Below are 19,297 nucleotides of genomic sequence, written 5' to 3' on the forward strand. Positions count from 1 at the left end.
GCACCGATCCGGGAACTGACGCATGGCTTCAAAAGTCCTGATGGAAGCGCTCTCACCGACGATGGAAGAGGGCCGCCTCGTCGAGTGGAAGAAGAACGAGGGCGACGCCGTCCGCGTCGGCGACGTCATCGCCGAAGTGGAGACGGACAAGGCGGTCATGGAACTGGTCGCCCGGGGCGAAGGCATTCTCCTGAAGCAGCTGGTGCCGGCCGGGACCACCGCGGCGGTCGCCTCGCTGGTCGGCATCATCGGCCAGGCGGACGAGGACATCAGCAACCTGCTGGGTGGAGACTCCCCGGCACCGAAGGCGGCCAGCCCAACGCCAGCCCCGCAGCCCCGCAGCCCCGCGGCCCCGCCGTCGAGCCCCGCGGCCCCGCCTCCGACCGCCACCAGCGGCCGAACCAAGGCCTCGCCCCTCGCCCGCAAGGTCGCCCGCGAGCGGGGGCTCGACCTCGGCGCGATTGCCGGTTCGGGTCCGGAGGGCCGGATCATCCTGCGCGACCTGGAGCAGGCCCCGCCGGCCGCTGGCGCCGCGTTTGCGCCGCCCTCCGCCGGGGCCTTCCACGACGTCCCGCTCACCCAGATCCGGAAGACGATCGCCAAGCGGCTCGCCCAGTCCATCGGCCCGGTCCCGACGTTCTATCTCACGACGGAGGTAGACATGGATCGGGCGTGGGAGGCGCGGGAGGCGCTGAATGAGGCGGGGAAGCGGGGAAGCGGGGAGGCCGTCAAGATTTCGTTCAACGACATCGTGATGAAAGCCACGGCCGCCGCGCTGAAGGCGCACCCGGCCTGCAACGCCTGGTGGCAGGACGACCGCATCCGGTACTGGAACGAGGTGCACCTGAGCGTCGCCGTCGCGGTGGAGGACGGGTTGATCACGCCGGTGGTGCGTCACGCCGACCGGAAGTCGCTGCGCGAGATTTCCGCCGAGGTGAAGGAGATGGCGGGCCGCGCGCGGGAGCGCAAGCTGAAGCCCGAGGAGTACACCGGCGGCACCTTCAGCGTGTCCAACCTCGGCATGTTCGACATCGACCAGTTCACCGCCATCATCAATCCGCCCGAGGCCGGCATCCTGGCCGTGGGCAGCATCGTGGAGCAGGCCGTGGTCAAGCAGGGTGCTGTGGTGCCCGGCCGACGGCTCCGGCTCACCATGTCGTGCGACCACCGGGTCATCGACGGCGCCACCGGGGCTGCGTTCCTGCGCACCTTGAAGGGCATGCTCGAGAACCCGCTGGCCATCGTCTACTAGCGGCCCCCGCCGCCCGACCTGACACCGAGGACTCACATCGTGGCTTCATTCGACATCATCATCCTGGGCGGCGGCCCCGCCGGATATGTCTGCGCCATCCGCGCCGCCCAGCTCGGCCTGAGCACCGCCGTGGTCGAGAAGGACAAGCTCGGCGGCGTCTGCGTCAATATCGGCTGCATCCCCACCAAGGCGCTGCTGCACAGCGCGTCGTCGATCCAGCTCATCCAGCACCAGGCCAAGGATCTCGGCATCGAAGTCGGCGGCGTCAAGACCGACTACGGCGTCGCCATGAAGCGGAGCCGCAAGGTGTCGGAACAGAACTCCAAGGGCGTGGAGTTCCTGATGAAGAAGAACAAGGTGACCGTGATCAAGGGCACCGGCACGCTGCTCCCCGGCAAGAAGATCAAGGTCGGCGCCGACGTCTACGAGGCGAAGAAGGCCGTCGTCATCGCCACCGGCTCGCGGGTCAAGGGCATTCCGCAGATCGGGCTCGACATCAACAAGACCACCGTCATCAGCTCCGACGAGGCGCTCTTCCTGGAGTCGGCGCCCAAGTCGATGATCGTCGTGGGTGCGGGCGCGGTCGGCTCGGAGTTCGCGGACATCTTCAACGCCTTCGGCACCAAGATCACGCTCGTGGAGGCGCTCCCGCGCATCCTCCCGATCGAAGACGCCGAGTGCTCCGACGCCCTGGCCAAGTCGTTCCGGAAGCGGGGGATCGACGTCATGGCCGGCGCCAAGGTGCTGAAAGCGACCGTCGGGAAGGATTCGGTTACGCTGGAGATCGAGTCAGGCGGGGAAAAGAAGTCGGTCACCGCCGACAAGGTGCTGATGGCGGCCGGCCGTGCCGTGAACACCGAGAACATGGGCTTCAAGGAAGCCGGCGTGCAGTTGACCGACCGCGGCTTCGTGAAGGTGAACCTCGCCACGCTCGAGACGACCGCCCCCGGTGTGTACTGCATCGGCGACGTGGCCGGACCCCCGATGCTGGCCCACAAGGGGAGCCGGGAGGGGATGGTCCTGGCGGAGTTGATTGCGGGTCACAAGCCGCACCCGATTCGCTACGACAACATTCCGAGCGTGACCTACTGCCACCCCGAAGTCGCCAGCATCGGCCTCACCGAGGAGCAGTGCAAGGAGAAAAAGCTCGACTACCAGGTCGGACGCTTCCCCTTCAGCGCCAACGGCCGGGCCCGCGCGACCAACGAGACCGAAGGATTCGTCAAGATCATCCGCGAGAAGAAGTACGGCGAAATCCTCGGCGCGCACATCGTCGGCGGGCACGCCTCCGAGATCATCCACGAGCTCGCGGTGGCCCGGGAAAACGAGTACACGGTCGAGGAAGTCGATCTGGCCATCCACGCCCATCCCACCCTGTCGGAGGCGATTGCCGAAGCGGCACTCGATTCGATGGGGAGGGTGATTCACACGTAGGCCGGGCCGGGAGGCGGCGGGGTTGCGGGGCGGCACAAGCCCCGGCATCGACTGCCCCGCCGCCCCGCCGCCCCGCCTGTGCCTCATGTCCGACCGCCCGGAACACTGGAATCCCCTCGCGCCCACCGAGGACTTCGTCCCGCTCGCCTGGACCTCGATCGGGTTCGGCATCCTCCTCGGCACCGCCCTCGTCGCGGTGGTGCTCCTCGGCGTCCGCGCCCTCGTCGCGCAAGGCCCCCCCACCGACACACCGGATCCTGGCCAGCCCGCCGCCGTCCTCCTGATCTTCGGGACGCTCGGCGCCTGCGCGCTGGCGGGCATCTCCTGCTGGACCGCCATGGCGCCGGTGCCGACCTACCGGCGTGGCGGCCTCAGCATGGTCGCCGCGTTCGCCACCATCGTGATGGCGCTCTTGCTCGCCCCGTCAACGAACTCGCGGGCCCCGTCGGGCTCGGGGGAGTGGCGCTCGTCTGTGGCGCGCTGGCCTGGCGCCTGGGGAAGCGGATCCAGGCACTCCGGACGGAGCGGTGACGCAGCGGCCCCTGCTCGTCGCCGATCTCGGACGCCGCCCCTACGGCGACACCCTCGAGCTCCAGCGCCGCCTGTGCCGGGCCCGGCAGACGGGAGCAATCACCGAGGACCTGCTGCTCCTCGTCGAGCACGAACCAGTGGTGACGCTGGGGAGAGGGACCAAGGAGTCGAGCCTTCCCCTGTCGCCCGACGCGATCCGCGAACGTGGCGTCGCGGTGTTCGAGGTCGAACGCGGCGGGGACGTGACCTTCCACGGACCCGGCCAGCTGGTGGGGTACCCGATCCTCGATCTCACGCATCACAAACAGGACCTGCACTGGTACCTGCGCGCCGTCGAGGAGGCGCTCATCGAGGCGCTCGGCGCTCTCGGCATTGCGGCGGAGCGGAATCCGGGGCTGACCGGCGTCTGGACAGGTGGACGGAAGATCGCGAGCATCGGGATCCATGTGAAACAGTGGGTGACGTTCCACGGATTCGCGCTGAACGTGTCCACCGACCTCGACTACTTCGACCTGATCGTGCCCTGCGGCATCCAGGGGGTCACGATGACGAGTGTCGCGCGGGAGCTGGGAGCCGCCGCACCGCCCGACCTGATGGCCGTGACGCGCGACACGGTCACGGCGGCGTTCGGACGGGTCTTCGACCGCACGCCGCGCGCTGCCTCGCCGCATGAATGGGATCTGCCCGCGCCGGTCGTCGATTCGAACCGGTAGAGTTGCCTTTCGTGCGGTGCTCCACCAATCTCCAAGCCATGGCGGACATTCCACCCAAACGCACGCCGCAGACCATCGCGGACGAGCGCGTGACGCAGTTGCTCCGGGCAGCCGACAGCTGGGCGTCCGACGTGCCGCCGGCGCTCACCCCCTCGGTCCGGGCGGTCTTCCTCCGGCTGGCCGAGATGATCGCCGACGCCCGCCACGAGCACCTGAACAATCCCGAGCCGCTCGATCCGGATGCCGGGAAGGCCCTCGACCTGATCGCCAAGCGGCTCCGCTCGCCGGCGGCCATTGGCGGGCTCGAGGCGGAACTCGAAGCGCTGTCGGCGCTTGAGCTGCGGGCCACGGGGTCGTGGGCCGTCGTCCCCTCGGCCCAGCTGGAATGGACCGCCACCGCCATCACCTACCTCGAGCAGCGCGCCGCATCCCTCCCCCCCGCAGACCGCCCTGGGGACTACTGGGCCGACGATCTCGTGGCGGGGGTCATCGCCTCCATCCGGGCGCTCGTCGCAGGCTGACGGGCCCCTGAACGCAGAAGCCCCCCGGCCTGAGGCCGGGGGGCTTCTTTGCGGCTGGACCTGGGCCATCCTCACCGCTTGTTGGGTGTTTCCTCCGCCATCATCTCGAAGAACCGACCGAACACCTTGATGCCGTCCCAGATCTGTTGGACGGCGATCTTCTCGTTCGGTGAGTGGAGGCCGTCGTCGGGGAGTCCGACGCCGGTCAGGAGCACCGGCGCCCCGGTCATGCCGAGCTTCGGGACGATTGGAATGGAGCCACCCGCCCGCACGGGAACGGTCTTCCGCCCCACGACCTCCTCGAACGCGCGATCGAGCACCTGGAACGCGGGGGCGGTCACGTCCACCTCCACCGGGTCGGCCCCGTGCAGCGCCCGGACCTCGACCTGGGCCCAGGTCGGTGCCAGCGCCTTGACCGTCTTTTCGAGTGCCTCCTGCACGCCGTCGCGGGTCAGGCCCGGAACCAGCCGCAGGCTCACCTTGGCGGCGGCCTTGGCGGGAATGACCGTCTTGGCGCCGTCGCCGGTGAACCCGCCCATGATTCCGTGGATCTCGAAGGTCGGCAGCGCCCAGGTCCGCTCCAGGATCGAATACTCCTTCAACCCGGTGAGGGCGGTGCCGGTGATCTCCTCCTTCAGGTATTCCTGGACGTTGAAGGGGAGCCCCTTCCACGCCACGAGTTCCGCATCCGTCGGTGGGACGACCTGGTCGTAGAGCCCGCGGATATGAATCCGCCCGTCGACGCCCTTGAGGTCCATCAGCAGCCGGCAGAGCGCCTCGAGCGCGTTGGGGGCGACGCCGCCGTAGGTGCCGGAGTGCAGGTCGCGCTCCAGCGTCCGGAGATGGATCTCGGCGTAGCACATCCCGCGCAGCGCGGTATAGACGGCCGGGATGCCGGGGGCATAGTACCCCATGTCCGCCACGAGGACCGCATCGGCGTTGGTGCGCTCCGGCTCGAGGTTGAGCCGGTCGACGATCACGTCGCCCCCGCACTCCTCCTCGCCCTCGATGATGAAGTTGACGTTCAGCGGCGGGCGCCCGTCGGCGTCGAGCACCGACTCATAGGCCTTGAGGAGGGTGAAGACCTGCCCCTTGTCGTCCACCGCACCGCGGGCGTAGAGGTTGCCGTCCCGAATGGTCGGCTCGAACGCGGGCGAAATCCATTCGTCGAGCGGATCGGGCGGCTGCACGTCGTAGTGACCGTACACCAGCACCGTCGGCTTGCCGGGAACACGGGGACTCTCCGCCCAGACGATCGGATGCCCCTTCCCTTCCAGCAGGGTCACCTTGGCGCACTTCAGCCGCTTGAACTCCTCCATCAGCCAGTCGGCGGCCTTGCGGCAGTCGGCGGCGTTCGCGGGGAGGGTGCTCACACTGGGAATGCGCAGGAAGGAGAAGAGTTCGCCGAGGAGGCGCTTCTCTTCGCGGGCCACGAATCCGGTATCCATAGGGGAAACGTCCTCGGAAAAGCTGACGGTTGCGAGCGGGCGTAACTGACGAAAGGTACACCGAACAGGACGGTGCGCGAGGGCCCGCCCTGGAGCCGGCAAATTCCCCCTCTGGCGCGATTCGATCTTGCCGATACATTCGCCAGATGTTCACGACGTCACAGTTCCGCGTGTTTGCCACCGAGCCCAGTGAGCGTGCCCTGGCCCGGGCGCGGCACCTCCTCCGCGACGCCTCCCTCGATGAGGCGGAGGAGGCGTACCTCGAACTCATCGACCGGCAGCCCGACCTCAAACTGGCGTGGTGTGAGTACTTCGAAATGCTCCGCGGGCAGCGGCGTTTCGAGGAGGCCCTGGCCCTCTCGGCCCAGGCCGCCGACCAGTTCGGTGAATCCGCCCTCCCGCTGGCCCTCAAGGGCGCGGCCATGGTGGAACTCGGCCGCTACCGCGAGGGGCTCGTGGCGCTCGAACAGGCCGCGGCCCGGAATCCCGACTTTGCGATGGTCTGGCACGAGGCCGGCTACGCCGCCTACCGCCTCGGCGAGCACGACCGTGCGCTGCTGGCCCTCGACCGCGCCTTTGCCCTCGAACCGCACAGCGGCACCCTGCACCTTCGCGGAAAGATCCTCCGGGGCGCGGGCCGATACCTGGCCGCGGAGGTGGCGTTCAGCGGGGCCGTCGAGTCGGCCGAGTATCCCGAGCAGCGGGCAGAAGCCGAACGGCAGGTGGCCATCACCCGCCGGTATGCGGCGTTTGCCGGGCGCCGGCCCGCGGAGCTCACCTCCACGCAGCGCTGGTTCGGCGACCACGGCGCCTCGCTCCTTACGCGCGCGAACGGCGAGCATCATCCCTCCCCGGAGCGGCTGGTCCAGGAATTCATCACCGTCGTACGGGAAGAAGAGTGGCGCTTCACGCACCTGATCACGACCGATGAATGGGACGGCTGGGTGGCCCTGGCGGCGGCGCTGGAGTTGCCTGGACACGACGGGAAGTCGCTTCCACCCGACGCGATCCCGCTGGTGGTGGGCCTGCGGCCGGGCGGTGTGGGCTCGAGCTGGGCGCTCGCCAACCGGCAGGTCCTGCGGAGCGAGGAAGGCCTGACGTTCAGCGTCTTCCAGCCGCTCTCGGGGCCGGTGGCCGACGTCGCAGGCATCCTGGAAGGGTCTGGCCGGGTGCGGGTCGATCTGGGTGTCGCCGAGGAGGCGATTCGGCATCCGCAGAGCAGGCTCCGCGGCCGCCGCCTACGGGCTCACAGCGCCTGAGTCGGTGGCCGTACTGGGCCGCAGTGCGGCTTCCAGCCGGCTCCAGGCGCTGTCCCCCTCCACTCCCGCCACCACCACCTTGAGCCGCTCCACGGCCAACCGAATGTCCCCCCCGTTCTGCTGGTACCACTCCTCAAAGAGCGCCGAGCGCGTCCGGTAGATGCGGGCGGCGATCAACCGCGCGTTGTTGACCGGCCGCTCGGCCATGCGCCCCACCCGGATGGTCCGCAATTCCCCACCCACAGGCCCCTCGAGCTGTTCGCGCGCCCAGCGCCCCGCCTCCGACCTTCCGTCGGCCAGCGCCGCGGAATCGGGGTGCGAGTTGTACAAGGTGTCGAGCCGCGCCGCGAGCGCGTCGTAGAAGGAGCCGAGCACCAGCTCATCGTGCCAGCGGTCTGCCGCGCGCCGCGCGTGCGTGCTGTCCGCCCGTTCGAGGAAGAACGCCTGTGCGGTCCGGTAGCCGACCAGCTGGGCGAAGGTCTCGTTGAACGGCGTCGCGCTCTTCACATAGAGGGTGTTGTGCGCCACCTCGTGAAAGACGAGCGCGGCGATCTCCACCGAGTCGCCCCCCAGCGCGGTGGACAGCAGGGGGTCGTTGAACCAGCCCAGGGTCGAGAAGGCACCGGAGGGCCGGAGGTAGGTGTCGAGCCCGCGGGCATCGAGTTTCGCCACCTCCTTGGCGGCCATCTTCGGATCGAAGAACCCCTTGTAGGGCACGCGACCCACGATCGGATACTTCCACGTCACGGGGCAGAGGCAATCGGGAGGCGAGGCGGACAGCACGAGCAGCAGGGTGTCACGCCCGACGTCGGTGTACTGGGTAAAGGTCTTGTCGGCTTCGAGTCCGAAACCGGCGGCCGCGTCCCGTGCCTCGAGCACCAGCTCGAGCTGGCCGCGGACGACGGGGTCGAGATCGGGATTCCGGAGCACCTTCTCGATCGGCTTCCGGTCGGTGAGAATCTGGGTTTCCTCGAGCCCGGCCCTGGTCAGGTAGCGCACTTCGCTGCTGGCCACGTACGCCGTGCTGAAGCCGACCATCAGGGCGGCCACGATCGCGACGATCACGCGAGCAGGGCTCCAGCGCATCGTGTCCTCACGGTGTCAGGCGCAAGCCGAACGAATGGACGGCGTCGCCGAAGAGGTTCTTGGCCTGGTAGGAGTAGTCGAGACCGAGCCGACCGAGCACGACGCCGCCGCCAACGGTCCAGCGGCCACCCCCCGACCCGAGGGGGGGAGGTCCGTACCCGGTGCGGAGCACCACCCCCACGCCATTCAGCACCGCGCCGCCCTCCACGCCCACCAGAAACCGGGTCGATTGCCCCTCGGTCCAGACCCACTCGATGGTACCCAGGAGCCGGCCGGTCCCCTGCGGGTCGACGAAGTTCAGCAGGTAACCGAAATGGGTGGCGGTCGGCAGCTCGACGCCGAGCCCGGAAATGTTCTTGTTGCCGACGCTCTGGACCGAGACGGCCAGCGCCATGATGTCGAACACCGCGATGGTGAACCCGGCATCCGTGGTGAAGGCCCGGTTGACCTGGCCGCTGGTGTCGGTCACGGAGACGTACCGCCCCGAGAGCCCAAGCGCGAGGAGGCCGTAGCGGTAATCGGCGGACCCGACCCAGGTCACGTTGTCGGCATAGGCGGAGGTGTCGGGCAGCAGCAGGTAGGCGGCGCCGGCCCCGAAATTGAACTGCCCGACACGAAACGCCCCCGCCCCCTGCCAGAGATTCGCGCCGGCCGGCATCGGGCTGAAGGCGCCCTCGAGGCTGAGCACCTTGATGGTGGCCAGCCCGGACGGATTGATGAAGACGCTGCCGGCATCCCCGACGAGGGCCACGCCGACCCCGGCCATTGCCGCCGAACGCGTGGACGGCGGGAGCACGTTGACGACCGACGCCGGCGCCTGCGCATTGACAGGTGCCGCGAGGGCCGCGGCGAGGGCGGCCAGGACGAGGTGCCGCACCGGGAGCGCCGTCAGCGAATCCGCACCACGCCGAAGCGCACGCCACGGTCGTCGGGGAAGGCGTCGCCGCTCTTCCGCGCCAGCACGACGTCGACGGCGCCGGCGTTGGCGGCCTGAAGGACACGGAGGTGCCGGCCCGATCCGCCGCGGAGCGTCCCGGTCCGATTGTAGGCACCAGTCGTGCTGTCGGGGCGAAGCGGATATTCCCTCGGGATCAGGTCGGGGCGCTGGGCGTTCAGGGTGTCATAGACGTACCGGAAATCCCAGCTGGAATACTGCAGACGCGGATCTGCCGGCGTGAACCCCGGGAGATTGTCGAGGTAGTTGCTCAGCTGCCAGAGCGGGACCAGCTCACTCATCGCGGCGCCGGTCGCCGCCTGCACGTTGGCGCTGCCGAGCAGCGTCGTCCCGACGAGCTTCCGGGTGAGGCTCGTCCCCAGCGAGTCGGTCGCGTAGTGATCCGCGAGCCAGCGAACGAACAGCCAGTTGGCGCCGCGTTCCTCGAGCGTGCCGGTCGAACTGCTCGGCGTAATGAGGAAGTGCGCCTCAGGATCGAGCAGGTAGTCGTTGGCGTTGAGCAGGTCGGGAATCGTGAACTGGACCAGGCGCGTCGAGGCGAGCCCCTGCCCGGGCCCGTTGCCGAGGAGGCGCCCGCCAAGTTCTTCGGCAAAGTGCGACAGCCCCTCGTTCAGCCAGACTTCCTCCCCGTTCACCCCCGGCCGGGCCAGGACATGCTGGTTGTACGAGATCATGTGCTGGAATTCGTGAATGAACACCGGGGCGATCTGCTGCTTCACGTACGTCGCGGACACCGCGCAGCTGCCGGTGCTGTTGGGCACCAGGCCGTAGAAGATTTCCGCCTCGTTCGAACCGGGATTGCTCACGCTGAGCGGGAGGAGGTCGCCGCCGTAAAAGAAGCCGAGGATGATGCCGCCACTGCTGCAGGTCCCGCTGAGGTCGTTGACGGCATCGGTCAGCAAGAAGATGACCTTGCCGTTCCCGTCGATGTCCGACTCCCGGCCAAACGCGGTGGTGTCGATCTCGTACATGTTCGGCGCTGTCCCGGCCACGCCGCCGTCAAAGAGCAGACCGAGGGTGTCGATGTCCGCCTGGGTGAACCCGTTCGGGGGGACAACGTCGTCGAGGAAGATGGCGCCCTTGGGACCGACGTACTTGGCGGTCGCGATCACCGTCTTGAAGGAGGTGCAGGAGGTGTTCCCGCACACCTTGAAGGTGTCCTTGACGCCGACCACCGGCGGGGGTGAGGCCAAGCGGGGGGCGCCGGCGCCGAATCGCGCCCCCGGCTCCGCGGCAAGCGCCCGCTCCCGCTGCCGGAGCATCGCGTGGAACTCCTCGGCGGTGGATGGCTGGCGCCACGCCTCCAGGAGCGGGGAGGAGATCCCGGACCCGGCCGCAGGCGCGTTGAGAGTCCCGCTCAGGCCACCCTGCAGTGCGTAGTCAACCGTGATGCCGGCGGAGCTCACCTGACCCGCCGCCGACAGGGCGGCGACGAGGTACTCGGCGCCCCCCGCGCCCGCCTCAGGAAACCGGATACACCCTTCCGAGCCGGCCGGATTGATGATCCGGTATTCGCCGGCGTTGATGACCGTCGGTGCCGGGCCCGGGCTGCAGCTGAGGGTAGGCGTGGTCGGGCCGGTGCCGCCGTCCCCGCTCGAGCAGGCCGCTGCCGCGGTGAGGAGCAGCGGGAGGAAATACCGGGGGTGCAAAGGCGTCACGGGTGTGGCTCCAGGGCGCTGTCTGGGGGAGGGGATAGGGTGCAAAATAAGGCGGCACAACGGCTTTTGACAATCACACGATCGACCGATAGCTTCCCTCCTGCGACGGGTTCCGACCGCGTCCCGCGTCCGGGGCGAGGGGCCGGACCCTCTTTCAACGCGTCGCCGCCCCGACCCGCAGGTGTCCCGCCGGACGCCGACGGCCCCCGGCAGGCGGCACGCCCGGCAGGTCATGGCATTCGCCCACCTTCATACCCACAGCGAATATTCGCTCCTCGACGGCGCCAACCGCCTCGATGCGCTGGTTGACCATGTCCGCGGCATGGGGATGGACAGCCTGGCCGTCACCGACCACGGCAACCTCCACGCGGCCTGGTCTTTCTACGAGGCGGCCAAGGCCGCCAAGATCCGCCCGATCCTCGGGTTCGAGGCGTACCTCGCCTTCGGCTCCCGGCGCCAGCGCGAAAAGCCCTCCGGCGCCCCCGCCTTCTACAGCCATCTGGTCCTCCTCGCCCAGAACCGGACCGGGTACAAGAACCTCATCAAGCTGAGTTCCATCGGCTACACCGAGGGGTTCTACCGGCGTCCCCGGATCGACAAGGAAGTCCTCGAGGCGCACTCGGAAGGGATCGTCTGCCTGGCAGCCTGCCTGTCGGGCGAGGTGGCGCTCTATCTGCGCCAGGGCAACTACGAGGAAGCCCGGCGGAGCGCCGCCTGGTTTGCCAAGACCTTCGGGCCCGACCGGTTCTGGCTCGAGATCCAGAAGCACGGCATCCCCGAGGAAGACCTGGTTACCGAGGGGATGCTCAAGCTCGGCCAGGACATGGGGCTCGGGGTGGTCGCCACCAACGACGCGCACTATCTCCGCCGGGAAGACGCCGAGGCGCACGACGTCCTCCTCGCCATCGGGACCGGGGCCGACCTCGACGACCCGAAACGGTTCCGCTTCACCGGGCAGGAATCGTATGTGAAGTCCGAGAAGGAGATGCGGGCGCTCTTTCCCGACCATCCGGAGACGATCGACAATACCCAGCGGGTGGCGGACCTCTGCGAACTCGACTTCGAGAAGCGGTACTTCCTGCCGAGCTTCCCCCGGCCGGAGGGCTACAAGACCGACGAGAGCCTGCTTGACCACCTTGCGCGGGAAGGCGCCGCGGAGCGCTACGGCTCGCCGCTTCCCGACGCCGTGGTGGAGCGGCTCGAGTACGAGCTCGGCGTCATCAACACCGCCGGGTACGCCGGGTACTTCCTGATCGTGCAGGACTTCATTGCCGCGGCACGCGAACGGGGCATCCCGGTCGGGCCGGGCCGCGGTTCCGCCGCCGGCTCGCTGGTGGCGTATGCGCTCCGCATCACCGACGTCGACCCGCTGCGGTTTGACCTCCTCTTCGAGCGCTTCCTGAATCCGGAACGCGTGTCGATGCCGGACATCGACGTGGACTTCTGCTTCGAGCGGCGGGGCGAGGTCATCGAGTACGTGCGGCAGCGCTACGGACGGGAGAGCGTCGGACAGATCGTCACCTTCGGGACGATGAAGGCGCGGGCGGCGGTCAAGGACGTCGCCCGGGTCCTCAAGATCCCGCCAGGCGAGGCCGACAAGATCACCAAGCTGATCCCGTCCGGTCCGGGGTTCAACGTCACCATCCCCGAGGCGGTCCGGAAGGTCAGCGAGCTCCGCGACCTCATCAAGGGCAACCCGGTCTACGAGCGACTGATGGACCTCAGCTCGCGGATCGAGGGGGTCTCACGACACCTGTCGGTGCACGCCGCGGGCGTCGTGATCGCTCCGGGCCCCCTGCCCGACTACGTCCCGGTCTGCACCACGCCGACCAAGGGCGCGGGCCAGTCGGCGGGCGGTGAAGACGTCATGATCACGCAGTATGAAATGGGCGCGCTGGAAAAGGTCGGGATGCTCAAGATGGACATCCTCGGCCTCAAGACGCTGACGGTGATTCACGACGCGCTGCAGATGATCACCGCCCGGCACGGCACCACCCCCGATCTCTCCGCCACCACCTTCGACGACCCGAAGGTGTACGAGCTCCTCCGGGAGGGCCGCACGGCGGGCGTGTTCCAGTTCGAGTCGGCGCTGGCCACGGAGACGCTGCGGGCCATGCGGTGCGACCGGTTCGACGACCTCGTGGCCACCAACGCCCTCCTCCGCCCGGGACCGCTCGACGCCGGGATGCACACGGTGTTCATCAAGCGGAAGCTCGGCCAGGAGCCCGTCACCTATCCCCATCCCTCGCTGAAGGGCATCCTGGAGCCGACGTACGGCGTCATCACCTATCAGGAACAGGTGATGCGCATCGCCAACGTGCTGGCCGGGTTCAGCCTGGCCGAAGCGGACGTGCTGCGGAAGGCGGTCGGCAAGAAGGACGAGGCGCTCATCAAGAAGGAAGTCGGGCGGTTCGTGGACCGCGCGATGGCCCAGGGGCATCCCCGCCGCCTGGCGGAGGAACTCGGCGCGCAGATCGAGACCTTCGGGCGCTACGGCTTCAACAAGTCGCACTCGGTGGCGTACTCGGTGCTCTCGTACCAGACGGCGTGGCTCAAGGCGCACTACCCCGCCGAGTTCATGGCCGCGCTGCTCAGCTCGGAAATCGGCAACACCGACAAGGTGGTGCAGTACATCAACGAAGCCCGCGAGCTGGGACTCGAGGTCCTGCCGCCGGATGTCAACGAGTCGGGGTTCAAGTTCACGGTGGTCGGCGCGAACCGGCTCCGGTTCGGACTGGGCGCGGTGCGCAACGTCGGCGCGGGGGTCATCGAGTCGATGATCACCGCGCGGCAGGACGGGCCATTCCACGACCTCTGGGACTTCGTCAACCGGATCGACCTGCGGCTGGGCAACCGTCGCGTGATCGAGTCGCTCATCGTGGCCGGCGCCTGCGACGGCCTCGGCGGCCATCGTCGCCAGTACCTCGAGGCGCTGGACACGGCGCTGGGCGAGGCGCAGCTTCGACAGCAGGAACGCGAGGCGGGGCAGTCCTCCCTGTTCGGCGAGATCCCCGCGACGGCGAAGCCGGCCGGGCACAATCTCCCCGACGTCCCCCCGCTTCCGGAAGCGGAACGGCTGACCCGCGAGAAGGAAGTGATCGGCTTCTTCATCTCCGGCCACCCGCTGGAGCGCTTCCGGGCCGAGGTCGAGCTCTTCGGCAGCCGCACCACGGCCACGCTCCACGAGTGGAGCGAGCACGAGGTCAGCGTCGCGGCGGTGGTGACGGGGCTGAAGCGGCAAATTTCCAAGAAGACCGGCAAGGAGTACGCGCGCCTCACCCTCGAGGACTTCCACGGCACCTCCGAGGCGATCGTCTTCCCCGAGGCCTGGGCCAAGTTGAATCAGACCATCACGGCGGACGCGGCCATCCTGCTCGGCGGCGGCTACAGCACGCGGGACCGGGGCGAGGATCGGGCCCCCTTCGTGGTCGAGTCGGCCCGCCCCCTCGGCGAACTGCGGGAAAGCGGCGCCCTCGGGATCAGCCTGCGGTGGCGCGCCCCCGAGGCCCCGCCGCCGGAGGCGGTCAAGGCCGCGGCCGCGCTGTGCGCATCGCATCCGGGGCCGGCGCCGGTCTATATTGAATGGAGCGACGGCAACGGCGAGGCCCTCCGGCTTCGCGCGCGCCGTCTTCGCATTGCCCCCGACGAAGACCTCCTCCGGGCCCTCCGCGACTTGCTGGGTGCCGGCGCTGTCCACTACGTGAAGGCGGGCTAACGATGGCAACGGCCTACACACTCGAATTCGAGAAACCGCTCCAGGAACTCAACCGCCAGATCGAGGAACTGCGCCGCTCGAGCACAGAGCGCGGCACCGACCTGAGCAATGAGATCACGGCGCTGGAAGCGAAGCTCGCCGAGCAACGCGACGAGATCTACCGCAACCTGACGCCGATCCAGCGTGTCATGGTGGCGCGGCACTCGCGCCGGCCCTACACCCTGGACTACCTCAGCACGATCTTCACCGACTTCATCGAACTGCACGGCGACCGCCTCTTCCGCGACGACCCGGCCATCGTCGGCGGCTGGGCGCGGCTCGGCGGGCAGAGCGTCATGGTCATCGGGCACCAGAAGGGGCGCGACACGAAAGACAACCTGCGCCGCAACTTCGGCATGCCGCATCCGGAGGGGTACCGCAAGGCGCTCCGCCTGATGAAGCTCGCCGCGCGGTTCGGCGCGCCCGTCATCACCCTGATCGACACCGACGGCGCGTATCCGGGGCTGGGCGCGGAAGAGCGCGGGCAGTCGGAGGCGCTGGCCCGGAACATCCTGGAGATGTCGGTCCTGCCGACGCCGATCGTGGCGATCGTGATCGGCGTCGGCGGCTCGGGCGGCGCCCTGGCGCTCGGCGTGGCCGACCGGGTCCTCATGCTGGAGAACTCGATCTACTCGGTCATTTCGCCTGAGGGGTGCGCCGCCATCCTCTGGAAGGACGCCTCGCAGCGCGAGCGCGCCGCTGAGGCGCTGAAGCTCACGGCGGCCGACCTCCTCCGACTCAAGGTCATCGACGAGATCATCCCGGAACCCGCCGGCGGCGCGCACACGGACCACGACGCCACCGGCGAGGCGGTTCGGGAAGCGCTGCTGCGGCACGTGAACGAGCTGCGGAAGGTCAAGCCCGACAAACTGGTCCGCCGCCGTGCCGAGAAGTACGGCGCGATGGGCGCCTACACCGAGGCCTGATGCCGCAGACCGTGGAAGTCCGGTTCAAGGGGAACCGGAAGGGGCTCTTTGACTGGGCGGGCGAGGACCAGGAACTGCGGATGCGCGACGCGGTCATCGTCGACGCCGACCGCGGTCAGGACCTGGGCCGTGTCAGCGCCGTCGGGGAGACCGCCCTGAAGAAGTGCGGGTCGAGTTGCGGCGGCTGCGCCGTTGGCGAGGCGCCCCCCGGCGACCGCGCCCCGGTATTGCGCATTGCCACCAGTGAGGATGTGTCCACCCACGAAGAGCTCCGCCGCTCCGAGGAGGACATCCGCCGCCAGATCATCGGGCGCGTGCGCTCCCACAACCTCCCCATGAAAATCAGTGACACCGAATGGCAGTGGGACCGGAAGAAGCTCACGGTCTACTTCACCTCGGACAAGCGGGTGGACTTCCGGAATCTCGTGCGGGAACTCGCCGGCCTGTTCAAGACACGCATCGAGCTGCGGCAGATCGGGGTCCGCGACGAAGCCGCCCGGCTCTCCGGCGTCGGGCGCTGCGGCCGCGAGTATTGCTGCTCGACCTGGCTGACCGAACTCTCTCCCGTCAACCTCGGCCTCGCAAAGGACCAGCGCCTCTCCCTGAATCCCTCCCAGATTTCCGGCGGGTGCGGGCGCCTGCTCTGCTGCCTGAAGTACGAGCATGAGTTCTACGTGACGACGCGGAAGCGGTTCCCCAAGGAAGGTCGGATGGTCGTCACCGCGCGCGGGCAGGAAAAGGTGGTGGCGGTCGATCTCTTCCGGGAACGGGTGTTCCTGCGCAACGAGGAAGGTCCGCGGGTGGTGCCGCTCCTGCAGCTCAAGGAAGAGGTCGAGGCGGCGGCCGGGTCGGCGGCACCCCCTGCCCGCTCCGCCCCGGCGGCGGCGCCGGACCGGCCGGCCACCCCGCGCTCCCCTCGCCGCGAGGCCGCACCGCCCCCTCCCCCGAAGCCCGAAGCAGCCGCTCCGCCTGCCGACGCCCCACCCGCGACGCCAGCCACACCCCGTTCGAAACGGCGGCGGCGGGGCCGGCGGCGCCGGGGCGGCGGGGGCGGCGGGGGCGGCGGGGGATCCGGCAGCCCACCGGGCGGCGGGGGCTGAGTGGCACCCTTCTACATCACCACCGCCATCGACTACGCCAACGGCGACCCCCATCTCGGGCACGCGTACGAGAAGGTCGGCGCGGATGCGATTGCGCGCTATCACCGGCTCCGCGGCGACGACGTCTGGTTCCTGATCGGGATGGACGAGCATGGCCAGAAGGTGGCGCAGGCGGCGGCCGCGGATAACGTGACGCCGCAGGAACTCGTCGACCGGGTCGCGCTGCGCTTCGAGGCGATGTGGCAGCGGCTGGGCCTCTCGCACGACCAGTTCATCCGCACCACCGCCGAGGCGCACAAGGCGGGCGTGGTGGCATTGATCGAGCGGATCTTCGAGCGCAATCCTGACGACTTCTACGAGCAGTCGTACCGGGGCCGCTACTGCGTGGGCTGCGAGGCCTTCAAGCAGGACAACGAAATCACCGACGACCGCTGCGCGCTGCACCCCACGCGGACGCTCGAATGGGTCGAGGAGCGCAACTGGTTCTTCCGGCTCTCCCGATACCGGGACTTCCTGCTGGAACTGATCGAGGGGAACCGCGAGTTCGTGCAGCCCGAGAGCCGCCGCAACGAGATCCTCGCGCTCCTCCGTCAGGGACTCGACGACATCTCGGCGAGCCGCTCGCGCTTCACCTGGGGTGTGCCGTTCCCACGGCTGACCAGCCAGGGAGAGCAACAGACCACCTACGTCTGGTTCGATGCCCTGCCCAACTACTGGACCGCCACCCGCGATCCGGCGTCCCGCGCCGAATGGCCGGCGCAACTGCATGTGATCGGGAAGGACATCACCCGATTCCACTGCGTCATCTGGCCTGCCATGTTGCGCGCCGCTGGCCTGCCCCTCCCGGAGCAGGTCTGGGCGCACGGCTTCGTGTATTTCCGCGGCGAGCGGTTCAGCAAGAGCGCGGGCACCAAGCTCGACCTCGGCGAGGCGATCGACCGCTTCGGACCCGACGCCTTCCGCTACTTCCTCCTGCGCGAGATCCCCTGGGACAGCGACGGCAACTTCACCTGGGAGCGGTTCGTCGACCTGTACACCTCCGACCTGGCCGACGGCCTCGGCAACCTCGCGAGCCGCTCCCTGGCGATGCTGGCGAAGTATCGCGAAGGGAAGGTGCCGAGCGCCGGGGAAACCTCGCTCGATCAGGCCGGCGCAGAGGCGATCCAGGCGTATGCACAGGCGATGGACTGCAACGATTTGCGCGGTGCGGCGGAATCGGCGTGGCGGATCGTTACGGCAGCAAACCAGTATATCGTGCAGACTGCCCCGTGGGTGCTGGCCAAGGGTGGGAAAGATGAGGAGCTCGACGCCGCCCTGGCGTCACTGGCTCGCTGCCTTTACCGGCTGGCCGTGCTGGTGAGCCCACTGATGCCCGGGAAGGCGGAAGAACTCTGGGCGGTACTGGGGCAGGATGGCAGAGCGGCGGCGGCCCGGTGGGAGTCGCTCGACTCTCCGCCGGTGGCCGGGGCGGCCACCCGCAAGCCGGACGGGCTCTTCCCCCGCCCGGAACCAAGCCCAAGTGCCTGATTCACAATAACTTACGACATCCAATCCACACCTTGACTTCCCCTGTACCGGGGGCCATTTTTGGTGCTTGTGATATGAAGGGGCCCCTTGGCATGCCTGGGGGCCCCTCACCGGGCGGAGCGGCCCACGGATTGCTTTAAGGGTTGCCCCCAGATCATCAGTGCAAAGGTTGGTGGAATGGCTGATCGCCGCTGGACGTTCATGGTCGTACCCGAAGGCACCGGTGCATCCCGGGCCATCCAGGTCTCGCAGTCGGTCCTGAAGGTGGGGGCGATTGGGCTGGGCCTGTTTGTCCTGCTTGCCCTGGTCCTTGGCTACGCAACCGTGAGCCGCAGCGTCGACCTCTCCCGTGCTGCCCGCCTTGAGCGCGAAAACCAGCAGCTGGCCGCCACCCTGGGCCAGCTGAACGCACGGATCTCCACCCTCTCCGACACCCTGGGCCAGATCACCCGGAACGACGCCCGCATCCGGCTCCTGGCCAACCTCGAGCCGACCGACCCGCAGGTGCTGCAGGCGGGCATTGGCGGACCGGCTCCCGAGGGCGCGGTGAACGGCGCCTCAAAGAGCGAGCTCGTGCGCCAGGCGACGGAGGTCTCCGTCGACCTGGACGCCATGATCCGGCGCGCCAACCTGCTGGCCCACTCCTTCGATGAAGCCGCGGACAGCCTTGCCTCCCACCGGGACCGCCTGGCCGCCCTGCCCTCCATCCTTCCGACGCAGGGCTGGCTGGCGAGCGCCTTCAGCTCCATGCGCGAACACCCGATCCTCCACGTGGCCCGGCCGCACGAGGGCATCGACGTGGTGGCGCCGATGGGCGCCCCGATCGAGGCCCCGGCAGCCGGCAAGGTCATCAGCGCGGGGTGGGAAACCGGCTACGGCTACTCCGTCTCCATCGATCACGGCTACGGCATCACGACGCGCTTTGCCCACGCCTCCAAGCTGCTGGTCCGCCGCGGCGACAAGGTCGAGCGCGGACAGCGCATCGCCCTGGTCGGCAACACCGGCCTGGCGACCGGGCCGCACCTCCACTACGAAGTGCATGTCCGCGGCCGCGCCGTGAATCCGCTGAACTATGTCTTGCCGGCGGGAGTGGTAACGGACTAGGCGGGGCAGCGGGGCAGCGGGGCAGCGGG

At 68.8% G+C, this 19,297-nt stretch carries 14 protein-coding genes; 10 read left to right on the top strand and 4 right to left on the bottom strand.

Translation table 11 applies throughout. From position 1 onward, the window contains the following. Window positions 1-22: 22 nt before the first annotated feature. The 4 genes from R2910_04685 (at window position 23) to R2910_04700 (ending at window position 4,451) form a co-directional block, all read left to right on the top strand. Window positions 23-1,252, top strand: a complete 1,230-nt coding sequence (locus R2910_04685; protein ID MEZ4412266.1) for a dihydrolipoamide acetyltransferase family protein — start codon at window positions 23-25, stop codon at window positions 1,250-1,252. A gap of 39 nt (window positions 1,253-1,291) precedes the next feature. Next, a complete protein-coding gene (gene lpdA, locus R2910_04690; protein ID MEZ4412267.1) occupies window positions 1,292-2,686 on the top strand; it encodes a dihydrolipoyl dehydrogenase in 1,395 nt (464 codons plus the stop codon). A gap of 527 nt (window positions 2,687-3,213) precedes the next feature. Continuing rightward, window positions 3,214-3,930 carry a lipoyl(octanoyl) transferase LipB gene (gene lipB, locus R2910_04695; protein ID MEZ4412268.1) on the top strand — a complete coding sequence of 239 codons (717 nt, stop codon included), beginning with the start codon at window positions 3,214-3,216 and terminating at the stop codon, window positions 3,928-3,930. An 11-nt stretch (window positions 3,931-3,941) separates the two neighbouring features. After that, window positions 3,942-4,451, top strand: a complete 510-nt coding sequence (locus tag R2910_04700; protein MEZ4412269.1) for a hypothetical protein — start codon at window positions 3,942-3,944, stop codon at window positions 4,449-4,451. Window positions 4,452-4,522: 71 nt separating this feature from the next. Here the strand turns inward: R2910_04700 and R2910_04705 are convergent, their stop codons facing one another. After that, the gene (locus R2910_04705; GenBank protein MEZ4412270.1) at window positions 4,523-5,899 is read right to left on the bottom strand and encodes a dipeptidase; all 1,377 of its coding nucleotides are present in this window, start codon (window positions 5,897-5,899) and stop codon (window positions 4,523-4,525) included. Between the two features lie 146 nt (window positions 5,900-6,045). On the opposite strand from R2910_04705, the gene R2910_04710 reads away from it, so the two are divergent. Further along, a complete protein-coding gene (locus R2910_04710; GenBank protein ID MEZ4412271.1) occupies window positions 6,046-7,158 on the top strand; it encodes a hypothetical protein in 1,113 nt (370 codons plus the stop codon). Here R2910_04710 and R2910_04715 read toward each other — a convergent pair. Genes R2910_04715 through R2910_04725 form a run of 3 tightly spaced genes read right to left on the bottom strand, consistent with a single transcriptional unit; the run spans window position 7,138 to window position 10,857 of the window. Then, complete coding sequence (locus tag R2910_04715; GenBank protein MEZ4412272.1) at window positions 7,138-8,223, bottom strand: aminopeptidase; 1,086 nt, start codon at window positions 8,221-8,223, stop codon at window positions 7,138-7,140. The two genes, R2910_04710 and R2910_04715, sit on opposite strands and share 21 nt — an antisense overlap. 28 nt (window positions 8,224-8,251) lie before the next feature. After that, complete coding sequence (locus tag R2910_04720) at window positions 8,252-9,121, bottom strand: hypothetical protein (GenBank protein ID MEZ4412273.1); 870 nt, start codon at window positions 9,119-9,121, stop codon at window positions 8,252-8,254. Window positions 9,122-9,132: 11 nt separating this feature from the next. Next, a complete protein-coding gene (locus R2910_04725; protein MEZ4412274.1) occupies window positions 9,133-10,857 on the bottom strand; it encodes a hypothetical protein in 1,725 nt (574 codons plus the stop codon). 181 nt (window positions 10,858-11,038) lie between these two features. Between R2910_04725 and dnaE the strand changes: the two genes are divergently transcribed. The 5 genes from dnaE (at window position 11,039) to R2910_04750 (ending at window position 19,268) form a co-directional block, all read left to right on the top strand. Continuing rightward, the gene (gene dnaE, locus R2910_04730) at window positions 11,039-14,572 is read left to right on the top strand and encodes a DNA polymerase III subunit alpha (GenBank protein MEZ4412275.1); all 3,534 of its coding nucleotides are present in this window, start codon (window positions 11,039-11,041) and stop codon (window positions 14,570-14,572) included. 2 nt (window positions 14,573-14,574) lie between these two features. Next, entirely contained in the window at window positions 14,575-15,537 is a 963-nt protein-coding gene (locus R2910_04735; protein MEZ4412276.1) for an acetyl-CoA carboxylase carboxyltransferase subunit alpha, read from the top strand. Continuing rightward, a complete protein-coding gene (ricT, locus tag R2910_04740) occupies window positions 15,537-16,637 on the top strand; it encodes a regulatory iron-sulfur-containing complex subunit RicT (GenBank protein MEZ4412277.1) in 1,101 nt (366 codons plus the stop codon). The genes R2910_04735 and ricT overlap by 1 nt, the downstream gene beginning before the upstream one ends. After that, window positions 16,638-18,164 (top strand): methionine--tRNA ligase, encoded by a 1,527-nt coding sequence (locus R2910_04745; GenBank protein MEZ4412278.1) that lies wholly within the window; start codon window positions 16,638-16,640, stop codon window positions 18,162-18,164. 177 nt (window positions 18,165-18,341) lie between these two features. After that, window positions 18,342-19,268 carry a M23 family metallopeptidase gene (locus tag R2910_04750; protein MEZ4412279.1) on the top strand — a complete coding sequence of 309 codons (927 nt, stop codon included), beginning with the start codon at window positions 18,342-18,344 and terminating at the stop codon, window positions 19,266-19,268. Window positions 19,269-19,297 lie beyond the last annotated feature (29 nt).

The sequence above is a fragment of the Gemmatimonadales bacterium genome, assembly GCA_041390145.1.
Taxonomy (GTDB): domain Bacteria; phylum Gemmatimonadota; class Gemmatimonadetes; order Gemmatimonadales; family GWC2-71-9; genus SPDF01.

Excerpts from the sequence above, each read along its gene's own strand:
- R2910_04750 (MEZ4412279.1), top strand. The coding sequence starts at position 18,342 with ATGGCTGATCGCCGCTGGACGTTCATGGTCGTACCCGAAGGCACCGGT.
- ricT (MEZ4412277.1), top strand. The coding sequence starts at position 15,537 with ATGCCGCAGACCGTGGAAGTCCGGTTCAAGGGGAACCGGAAGGGGCTC.
- R2910_04705 (MEZ4412270.1), bottom strand. The coding sequence starts at position 5,899 with ATGGATACCGGATTCGTGGCCCGCGAAGAGAAGCGCCTCCTCGGCGAA.
- R2910_04710 (MEZ4412271.1), top strand. The coding sequence starts at position 6,046 with ATGTTCACGACGTCACAGTTCCGCGTGTTTGCCACCGAGCCCAGTGAG.
- R2910_04685 (MEZ4412266.1), top strand. The coding sequence starts at position 23 with ATGGCTTCAAAAGTCCTGATGGAAGCGCTCTCACCGACGATGGAAGAG.
- R2910_04735 (MEZ4412276.1), top strand. The coding sequence starts at position 14,575 with ATGGCAACGGCCTACACACTCGAATTCGAGAAACCGCTCCAGGAACTC.